General features: G+C 28.5%; 9 protein-coding genes. All 9 read right to left on the bottom strand.

The genetic code is table 11. From position 1 onward, the window contains the following. Window positions 1-140 precede the first annotated feature (140 nt). A complete protein-coding gene (locus tag MBCUT_RS11785) occupies window positions 141-275 on the bottom strand; it encodes a hypothetical protein (RefSeq protein WP_281177985.1) in 135 nt (44 codons plus the stop codon). 837 nt (window positions 276-1,112) lie between these two features. Then, on the bottom strand, window positions 1,113-3,056 hold the full coding sequence (locus tag MBCUT_RS09080) for a heavy metal translocating P-type ATPase (protein WP_067260371.1): 1,944 nt from the start codon (window positions 3,054-3,056) through the stop codon (window positions 1,113-1,115). Between the two features lie 172 nt (window positions 3,057-3,228). After that, entirely contained in the window at window positions 3,229-3,519 is a 291-nt protein-coding gene (locus MBCUT_RS09085) for an ArsR/SmtB family transcription factor (RefSeq protein WP_245634983.1), read from the bottom strand. Between the two features lie 949 nt (window positions 3,520-4,468). After that, a complete protein-coding gene (gene sucC, locus MBCUT_RS09090; protein WP_067260366.1) occupies window positions 4,469-5,575 on the bottom strand; it encodes an ADP-forming succinate--CoA ligase subunit beta in 1,107 nt (368 codons plus the stop codon). A gap of 205 nt (window positions 5,576-5,780) precedes the next feature. Then, a complete protein-coding gene (locus tag MBCUT_RS09095) occupies window positions 5,781-6,329 on the bottom strand; it encodes a 2-oxoacid:ferredoxin oxidoreductase subunit gamma (protein ID WP_067260367.1) in 549 nt (182 codons plus the stop codon). A gap of 22 nt (window positions 6,330-6,351) precedes the next feature. Then, window positions 6,352-7,299: a 2-oxoacid:ferredoxin oxidoreductase subunit beta gene (locus MBCUT_RS09100; RefSeq protein ID WP_084270791.1), complete on the bottom strand. Its 948-nt coding sequence runs from the start codon at window positions 7,297-7,299 to the stop codon at window positions 6,352-6,354. Window positions 7,300-7,311: 12 nt separating this feature from the next. Then, window positions 7,312-8,439 (bottom strand): 2-oxoacid:acceptor oxidoreductase subunit alpha, encoded by a 1,128-nt coding sequence (locus MBCUT_RS09105; protein ID WP_211263800.1) that lies wholly within the window; start codon window positions 8,437-8,439, stop codon window positions 7,312-7,314. Then, the gene (locus tag MBCUT_RS09110) at window positions 8,432-8,731 is read right to left on the bottom strand and encodes a 4Fe-4S dicluster domain-containing protein (protein WP_067260369.1); all 300 of its coding nucleotides are present in this window, start codon (window positions 8,729-8,731) and stop codon (window positions 8,432-8,434) included. Before MBCUT_RS09110 ends, MBCUT_RS09105 begins: the two co-directional genes overlap by 8 nt. A 374-nt stretch (window positions 8,732-9,105) precedes the next feature. Further along, the coding region (locus MBCUT_RS09115; protein WP_211263801.1) for an Ig-like domain-containing protein at window positions 9,106-10,289 on the bottom strand (1,184 nt) is incomplete at its 5' end.

Genomic DNA, 10,289 nt, shown 5'->3' on the forward strand with positions numbered 1-10,289 from the left:
CTTTAGTTTTAAAATCAACTTTTTCTTCAATACAATCGAAAAGTTTAAGTTGAATAGGACCAATATTATCTATAAGGGCAGATTTACTTATTGTAGTCATAAATAAGTATCTGTCCTTTTTCATATTTAAATTTAACTATTTAATTATCAATGAAAAACTCATCAAATAACGTTTCAAGTGTATTATTTTCAAACAATCTCCAATAATGGACTAAATGGTGAAAAAAATTCAATTCACATTTTCTAATTTTTGAAAAAACTCCACACTTTTTCAAAAAAAACCCCACTTTTTTGACAGACCCTATATAATTTTCTAGTAGACTCTAAAAATAAAAAAGAAATTAGTATATTTTACTTAAGACATCCCTCTTTAATTATTTTCTATTTTATAACTAAAATTTTCATTGACATATATGTAATTTTATAATAAAATAGATTTTATTTTATAATAAATTAATTATTTTATTTAATTCAATTTTTAAAGAATTTATATTATTTTAAATTTAAATTATAGATTTTTTAAATACTATTTTTAATAAATAAAATAATATAGCTATTTATATAATATTTAAAGATTTTAAATGAGGAATATTTTTATTAAATTTTTTAAAAATCTTACTTATGAGACACTCTCATATTATTTATTATTTTATAGTCATTATTGAAAAATTTATCATTTTATAAAATTATAATATTCAATTTCTCATCTTTAAATTCAATTTAAACAATTTTTAAGAGAAATAAAATATTAATAATTTACAAAGATTACCACTATTACTATAATATATGCATTGAAATAATGATAGTTATTAGTTCATGATATTATGTTAATATCAAATTAATAATAAATAAACATTTCCATTAAGCTTTAGAAAGAATAAAAGAAAATTTAGAAAATTATATTAAAACTAAACAATCTTTAAAACTAAACAATCTTTAAAACTAAACAATCTTTAAAACTAAACAATCTTTAAAACTAAATGATTTTTAAAACTAAATGATCTTTATAAATAATAAAATTACAAAATAAGATGATTATGTTTAAAATAATTTAAAACTAACTAATTTCTAGTAGTTAAATAACAATCTTATTTTGAATATTGATTTAATTATCATCTCCCTATTCTAAGAGCATTGGCTACAACAAGTAAAGTTATTCCCATGTCACCAATAATAACTGCTTCTAACAATGTTACATGACCTAAGACGCCCAAAATAGCTAATATAGATTTTACAGTTATTGCAAAAGCTACATTTTCTTTAACAACATTCATAGTCTTTTTAGCTATTTTCACTAATAATGCTATTTTAGATAGATTATCCTGCATTAGAACTATGTCTGCAGTTTCAACTGCTACATCAGCTCCTGACATTCCCATAGCTATTCCAACATTTGCTCTTGCAAGAGATGGAGTGTCATTAACGCCGTCTCCTACCATTGCAACATCACCATACTTGCCTGTCAATTCTTCAACCATGTTTAATTTATCTTCTGGCAATAAATCATGATAGTATTTATTTAATCCTAACTCTGATGCAACTTTTCCAGCAGTAGATTCATTGTCTCCAGTCAACATTATTGTTGTGATATTGTTATCTTTAATTTCAGATATAGTTTCTTTCCCATTGTCCCTAATTTTATCATTTAAACTTATAAAACCAAGTATTTCTCTACTATTTCCAACAATTACACTTGTTTTTCCACTAGTATTTGTTCCTAGGGAGCCTAATAAGTTTTCATTGTGATCAAATAAGTCTTTTTTACCAACATAATACATCTCATTATCAATGACTCCTTTCAATCCTTTTCCAGCTATTGACTCAAAGTTGGTTACTTCTTTAATAGCTATGTTGTTAGCTAATCGATAGTCATTGAATGCTTTAGCAATTGGATGTTTAGATTTTCCCTCAATACTGCAGGCGATTTTGATAAGATCTTCTTTTGAGATATTGTTAGGTTCAATATCACTTACTTCTAATCTACCTTCTGTTAATGTACCTGTTTTATCAAACAGAATAGCTTTTATTCTTGATAATTCTTCAATATATTCTCCGCCTTTAATAATTATTCCATTTTTAGTTCCTGCAGTGATTGCTGAAACCATTGAAACTGGTGTTGAAATAGCTAATGCACAAGGACATGATATAACCAATAGTACTAAACTTTTATACACCCATTGTGAAAGAGATTGTCCAAAAAACAGAGGAGGCACTATAGCTACAAGTATAGCTATAATAACAACTAAAGGAGTGTAATATCTAGCAAATTTATCAATAAATATATCTACTTTTGCTTTTTTCTCTTCTGATTCTTTAATGAGGCCTATAATTTTTGCAAATATGGTGTTGTTAGATGTTTTTGTTACTTTTACTTCAATGTATCCTTCTTCATTTATAGTTGAACTATAAACTTCATCCCCTTCTTTTTTACTAACAGCTAAACTTTCTCCAGTTATAGATGCTTGATTAACAGAAGTATTTCCAATTATTATAACTCCATCAATTGGAATTTTATCTCCTGGTTTAACAACAACAACATCATTAATTTTTAAAACATTAACATCAACTTCATATTCTTTTCCATCTTTTTTTATAGTAGCAACATCTGGATTTAGACTAACTAATTTAGATAAAGATTTTTTTGACCTATCCAATGCAAAACCTTCAATATATTCTGCCAAATAAAATAAAAACATTAATGATGAACCTTCTAATCCATCTCCTAATAGGAATGCTCCTATGGTAGCTATTGTAATCAAAAATTCAATTTTCACTTCTCCTTTTAAAAGAGACTTCACCCCATGCTTTATAATACCATGCCCTACAAGTATAACAGCTATTAAAAAGATTAGAATAGAAATAGGTTGATCTATTGTAGCAAAACCTAGTGATAAAGGAGTTTGAGCAAGTGTGGTTGAATATATTCCAAGGGCGATTAATATTCCGTCTAATACCATCAAAAACAAGGGTTTTTTTGATTTTTTTTCTTCCACATGATCAATATTTTCTAAGATTCCTGATTCACAACAACATCCCTCATCATGACAATCATCCATTTCTGTATCATCACAACAATCATCATGACAATCATCCACTTTAACATCACCACAACAATCATCACGACAATCATCCACTTTTACATCATCACGACAATCATCCACTTCTGTATCATCACAACAATGATCATGACAATCATCCACTTTTACATCATCACGACAATCTTCCTTTTTAGTCAATTTTATACACCTTTTCCAATACTGATATTATTTCATGATTCTTTATAGAATAATAGACTTTTTTCTCTTCTTTTCTAAATTTCACAATATTATTCGATCTTAGAAGTCTTAATTGATGAGATATTGCAGATTGACTCATATCTAACAATAAAGAGAGTTCGCATACACACAATTCTTCAATATTAAGTGCATAAATAATTCTAACCCTGTTATAATCACCTAATAGTTTAAATAAGTTTGAAGAGTCGTAATAATCCTTTTCAGAAAGCATCTTTTTCGACACCTCATCAACAACATCTTCCCTAATACTTTTGATTTCACAAACTGATTTTGACATATGAACATCTATTCATTTGAACATATATAAAACTTTTGGAATTTTAGGTGTCTAAATTTTATCATAATCTGAGGTTCAATGTAGAAATTATCCACACTAATTATCAAAGAATTGCAGACATAAATTGTAATATATCTTCAAAAATAAATCCCTGATTGATATTAAAATATTTTCTTAAAAATCATCTGAAAATTAGTCTAAAAAATCAATTGATGTTCTTATGCTTTTTAATTCTCGAAAAATACATAAATAATTGATTTTTTAGGATTTTGATTAATAGCTATTGATAATTTATTAAATTAAAAATATTTTTAAGTTTATTTAATAAATTTTAAAACATTATAAGTTTTATGTATATGCCTAATACAACTAGAAACTTCATTAAAAAGTAATACTGAAAAATCTAATATTGAATTTAATTTTAATTCTGATTTAAATGATGAAACATTATTAAAAAATTTTTCATATAAAAGGATATTGAAAATATTTCTCTTGATGAATTAAAAAATGATTTAGAGAATGAAAATAAGTTGAGGCATTATGAATTATCAAAAGCAACAAATAGTACAGATATAAAAAGCCATGAAAAACCTGATAAATCTTATTTATATTTATGATGAAGATGGAAATAGCCAACTAAACTCAAAAAAGTTGATAATTTTCTTAATAAAAAACATTGCTTAATCGTTATCCTAAAATAAAATAATATCATAAAATTTTTTATAATAATTATCATTATAATTTAGTTATTATAATTTACTTATTATAAATAAATGTAAACTATTATAATAACAATATTTTTTATTAACGAAACAATTTAAAGCAAACACCATATCTTAAATAAATGCATAAGCTCAAAAGCCCATATTTTAAATTAAAAAGGATTGAAAAAGTGCTATACTAGTGAATTTCTAATTTCAACAGCTTTTTTAGCTGCTTTTTCCATAGAAATCTCAAAAGGAATTCCTGCTTCTTCTAAAAGTCTTTGGCCTTCTTCTTCATTAGTCCCTGTTAATCTAATAACAATGTTAATTTTTCTTTTAGAAGAATTTAGGGCATTTATAACTCCTTTAGCTACATCATCAGCTCGAGTTATTCCTCCAAGAACATTTAAGAAGACTACTTTAACAGGAGCATAATTTAAAACTAGACTCAATGCTTTTTTGATTGTATTTTCAGAAGCTCCGCCCCCAATATCTAAGAAAGTAGCTGGTTTTCCCCCATTAAGCTTTATCATGTCCATTCCTGTGAGAGTAAGGCCTGCCCCATTACCAATAACTGCAATATCCCCATCAAGTTTGACAAAAGCAAAATCTTTTTGTTTAAAATTATTAGCTTCCATTAATTCTTTATGACGGAATAATGAATCATTTTCTATCTCAAGTTTTGCATCAGCAGCTATTAATCCTTCATCTGTGAGGATTAATGGATTAATTTCAGCTATTTGAGCATCATATTTATCAAATACATTGTAGAGTTTCAATATTATTGAACCAACTGAAGATATTAAATTTGATTCTACTCCCATCTTACGAGCTATTTCTCTTGCTTCATATGGTAAGAACTCCTCTAAAGGGTTAACATGATATTTAATAATTTTTTCAGGGCTATCAATAGCTAATTGTTCAATATCAACTCCGCCCTCAACACTAGCCATGATAATTGGTTTCTTATTAGATCTATCAATAGAAACTGTTAAAAAGTATTCTTCTTTAATATTTGCCTTTTTTTCTACAAGAAGATGTTTTACTTTTTCTCCCTTAATTTCTAAATCCAAAAGATTTCCTGCTATTTCGAATGCTTCACCAGGATTATCTGCAAATTTAATCCCTCCAGCTTTTCCCCTTCCACCAGTTAGAACTTGTGATTTTAGAGCTACAGGCACTCCCATTTCTGTAGCTATTTCCACAGCTTCTTCTGGAGAATAAGCAACATGCCCTTCTAATATATTGATTCCATATTTTTTAAATATTTTCTTCGCATTATGTTCAAAAAATTTCATTATAATCCCTACATTCTAGATGTTTAAAAAACTTCTATTATAAATATAAAATTAATTAAATATTAAAAAACTTCACTATAAATATAAAATTAATTAAATATTAAAAAATTCATAATTATAAGATTCTATATATAATATTCTTACATATTGAAAAGTTATTATAAATTCCATATTTAATTAATATTCATGTCATTGGCACAGTTAACTAGCCATCCATAGCATATCCTAATTCAAAGGCGTTTATATTCTTATCTTCTGTTCCTTTTGGGACGGTATCCAATATGGCTTGTTTTGCAGCATCGTATGAAACTATCCCTGTAATATTAGTTATAGCTCCTATCATGACAATGTTAGCTACAATTTTTAGACCTATATCTTTTTGAGCTGTTTGAGTAGCTTTAGCTCTGAACAATTTGATTTTATGTTTTTCTACAAATTCAGTTATTTCACTCTCATCAATCATATCAGGATCAATTATTAAAATCCCTTTGTCTTTTAAGTCTCCCATGTATTTAATCAATGCTTCATGAGACATAGCAACTAATATATCAGGATTTTGGACTTTAGGATAATGAATTTCTTCATCACTAATTACTATTTCTGTTCTTGAAGCTCCTCCCCGAGCTTCAGGACCGTATGACTGAGTTTGAACTGCATTTTTCTCATCAAAAAGTGAAGCAGCTTTTCCAATAATTATTCCTGCTAAAATGACTCCTTGACCTCCAAACCCAGCTATTCTAACTTCTTTTCTCATAATAATCCCTCTTATATAACCACTATAAATTTTCTGAGTTTTCTAAATAAGCTGATTTGGTCGCATGTTTTTTTCCACATTCTTGCATTGACAAATTACAAACATTATCACTAAATTCAGCCCTAGGTTTATTTACAAATTCTCCCACTATTATTTTTCCAATTAGTTCTTTATCTTCCATCTTATCTGCACGTCTTTTGTTAATACTATTTTCTTTGAATGATCTTATCATATCAACAGGTGTCCTGAGCTTATTTTTACGCCCAAAATAAGTAGGGCATTGCGAGATTACTTCTACAAATGAGAATCCAGGAGTTAAAAGAGCTTTTTTAATTGAATTGGATAATTGAAGAGGGTGAACTGTTGTCCACCTAGATACATAACTTGCTCCAGCAGCAGTCACGAGTTCAGAGAGGTTAAATGGTTTATCAGTTGTTCCATAAGGAGCGGTTGTTCCAAAACTACCTTCTGGAGAAGTTGGACTGATTTGACCACCAGTCATTCCATAGATGTTATTATTTATACAAACAACTGTAAGATTTATATTTCTTCTTGCACCATGAATTAAATGGTTACCTCCAATAGAAGCAGCATCACCATCCCCAGTAAATACAACGACATTTAAATCAGGATTTCCTACTTTCAATCCAGTAGCAAAGCTAATAGCTCTTCCATGAGTTGTATGAAGAGAATCACATTTAACATAACCAGGAATTCTTGAAGAACAACCTATACCAGAGACCATAGCTATTTCGTTAAGATCCATTTTTGCTGATTCCATTCCTCTAAAGAAGCTATTAAGAACTATACCATTTCCACACCCATTACAAAATATATGAGGAAGTCTATCTTTTCTAAGGTATTTAATATAAGGATGTTCAGGATTTTTATTTTCAGATTTAGGAGCAGTCTTATTTAAATTATTCTCCTCAGATTCACTGATATTTTTATTTAAACTTTTTTCAACCATTTCCATCCCTCCTTAGTTAATTTCTTTAATTTTAGATAATATTTCTTTAGGTTTATGAAGTTCTCCACCAATTTTTGAAATAAGATGAACTTTTGCCTTATTTCCTGCTACTCGTTCTACTTCATGGACCATCTGTCCTAAATTCATCTCAACCATGAATAAATGTTTAGCTGTTTCAGCCGCAGTAGCTATTTGAGATTCAGGGAATGGCCATGGAGTATTTATTTTAATAGAACCTACTTTTAAGCCTTCATCTCTTGCAAGATCAACTGCTGTGAATATTGATCTTACTGGAGCACCATAAGATATCAATATAATATCTGCATCATCACACATTCTTTCCTCAATTGATACAATATTTTCCCTATTTTTTAATATTTTATCACACAATCTTGTGATTAGTTTGCTATGTGCTTCTGGAGATGAAGTATCAGGGTAACCTCTCTCATCATGAGTGAGTCCAGTGATAGGTAAATTATAACCTTCACCAAAAGGAGCCATTGGACTTGTACCAGTAGGTTCTGCCTTAAAAGGTAAGAATTCTTCTGGTTTTTCTTTTGGCATGACTCTTTTTATAATATCCACCTTATCAGGAATAATAATTTTTTCTCTCATATGTCCAATGACTTCATCAGCTGCTAAAATGACAGGAATCCTATATTTTTCAGCAAGATTAAATGATTCTATAGTAAAATCAAAAAATTCCTGAACTGATGATGGAGAAAGAGTAATTGGCTCATAATCTCCATGAGACCCCCATCTAGCTTGCATCATGTCCCCTTGAGCTGCCATAGTGGGCTGACCTGTTGAAGGAGCCCCTCTTTGAACATTAACAATTACCATTGGTGTTTCAGTAATTTGAGCATAACCAATATTTTCTTGCATAAGAGAAAATCCAGGACCAGAAGTCGCAGTCATTGATTTAAGCCCACTCCAACTAGCTCCAATAACAGCACCAATAGCTCCAATTTCATCTTCCATTTGAATAAATGATCCTCCATGTTTTGGAAGAAGAATAGCTAAATCCTCAGCAATTTCAGTTGAGGGAGTAATAGGATAACCTCCAAAGAAACGACATCCTGCTTCTATAGCCCCTAAAGCACATGCCTCATTTCCTTGAACAAAAAGCTCTTTAGACATCAGTTGTCTCCTTTAATGTTTTTTCATCAGTTGCATTATCAGTCTGATCAGATTTCTCATCATCATTTATATTATCAACTTGATCATCTTCTTCATCTTCTGTTACACTAATAGCTTGATCAGGACACATTAATTCACATAAATGACATTTTGTACAATCTTTTTCACGTTTAGGACATGGAAGATAAACTCCTTTCTTGTTGAGTTTTGATGACTTATCATAAACATGCTCAGGACAAGTTTCTATACACAAATCACATCCTTTACATAAATTAGGATCTACTTTAATCATATAATTCTCCTTTTATTTTTACATCCTTATAAAATTCAATCAAAAATTATTATAGCTAATAACCTATTTTATATCATCTCTCAATTTATATGTTATATTAATATTATTTTATTAATTAATATAATTATTCATATGATATACTGATAAAATCCATTATTAAAATTAAAAAAAGAATAATATGATAAAAAATAAGTGGTCTGTAAGTAAGAATTAAAAAATTAATAATAAAGAAATAAAATAAGAAAATAAGTAAAAAAATAATATTGTTTTACTAAATAAAAAGTAAAGTAAGAGAGAATAAGAAAAAAATTAATTTATTCTCTACTTTTTAAATTTTTTGGATTTTTTTTAACTTTTATACTAGCTAAAAGTTTTTATGCGATTCTTTTGTAGAATTTTATTTTGATTTTGGCTATTTTTGCATGTGCGAGGTTTTTTACACTGATTTTTAGGATTTTTTTGGTTTTGTTGTAGTTTGTTTTTATGTTGTTTGTTTTGCTGATTTTGCTTAGTGTGAAACCTTTAAAAGATTTCTTGAATAGTTTAGAACCTGTTAAAATACCATAATTTTTAATATAATAGGTTTTATAATAGACTCTGTATCTTTTTCCATGATATTTTACAGTTTTAGCACTCTTAGCAACATGATAGACTTTTATGTTTGTTTTTGTGATTGATATAGTGTTGGATTTTGCACTGGAAGAGCCATAGATGATGTTTTCGGTGTTTAGTCCGTTGTATGCTGCGTTTGCGTAGTATTTTCCTGCTTTAGTTGCTGTGTATGTGTACTGTGCAATCCCTTGACTATTTGTCCTAAGGCTCACACTTTTACCTGCAATAGCTAAAGTAACAGTTTGATTAGTTAATATGTTTCCTTGATTGTCTTTGAGTGTGATTTTGTAGGTAATTTTATTGCCGTTTCTTGTTGAGGTTATTGTGATTTTAGTTCCAAGATTCTTTGGATTAACAGTATAGTTAGTAGTTATTGTTGCATTATTGTAGTTATTGTTTCCAGGGAAAAATATGTCTACATTAGCTATTCCTACATTTGTATTAGGTATTGTTAAACTCCAAATACCATCAATAACAGTTACATCGTAATCTACGCCATTGATAGTTACTGTGATGTTGTATGTTCCGTTTATTAGGTTACCATTAACATCAGTGATATTACCATTGATAGTGGAATTTCCTCCATAAGTAGCATTGCTCGGTAAATTAATATTTATAGTAGAATTAGCCCTTGCAACATTAAAACTATCATTAATAAGAGAGTTTTCGTAGTTACTAGTTCCTGGATAAATGACTGTTATAGTATTTGAGCCACCAAGATTATTTTGTATTGTTAAACTCCAAAGACCATCGATAACAGTTACATTGTATTCTACACCATTTATAGTTACTGTGATGTTGTATGTTCCGTTTATTAGGTTACCATTAACATCAGTGATATTACCAGCAATAGTGGAGTTTTCACCATAAACAGCATCAGTAGGTAAGTCAACATTAATTATAGTTCCTGATTTACTGACAATGAAATTCACATTATCATCGGATT

Origin of the sequence: Methanobrevibacter cuticularis, from assembly GCF_001639285.1 — an archaeon.
GTDB classification, from domain to species: domain Archaea; phylum Methanobacteriota; class Methanobacteria; order Methanobacteriales; family Methanobacteriaceae; genus Methanobaculum; species Methanobaculum cuticulare.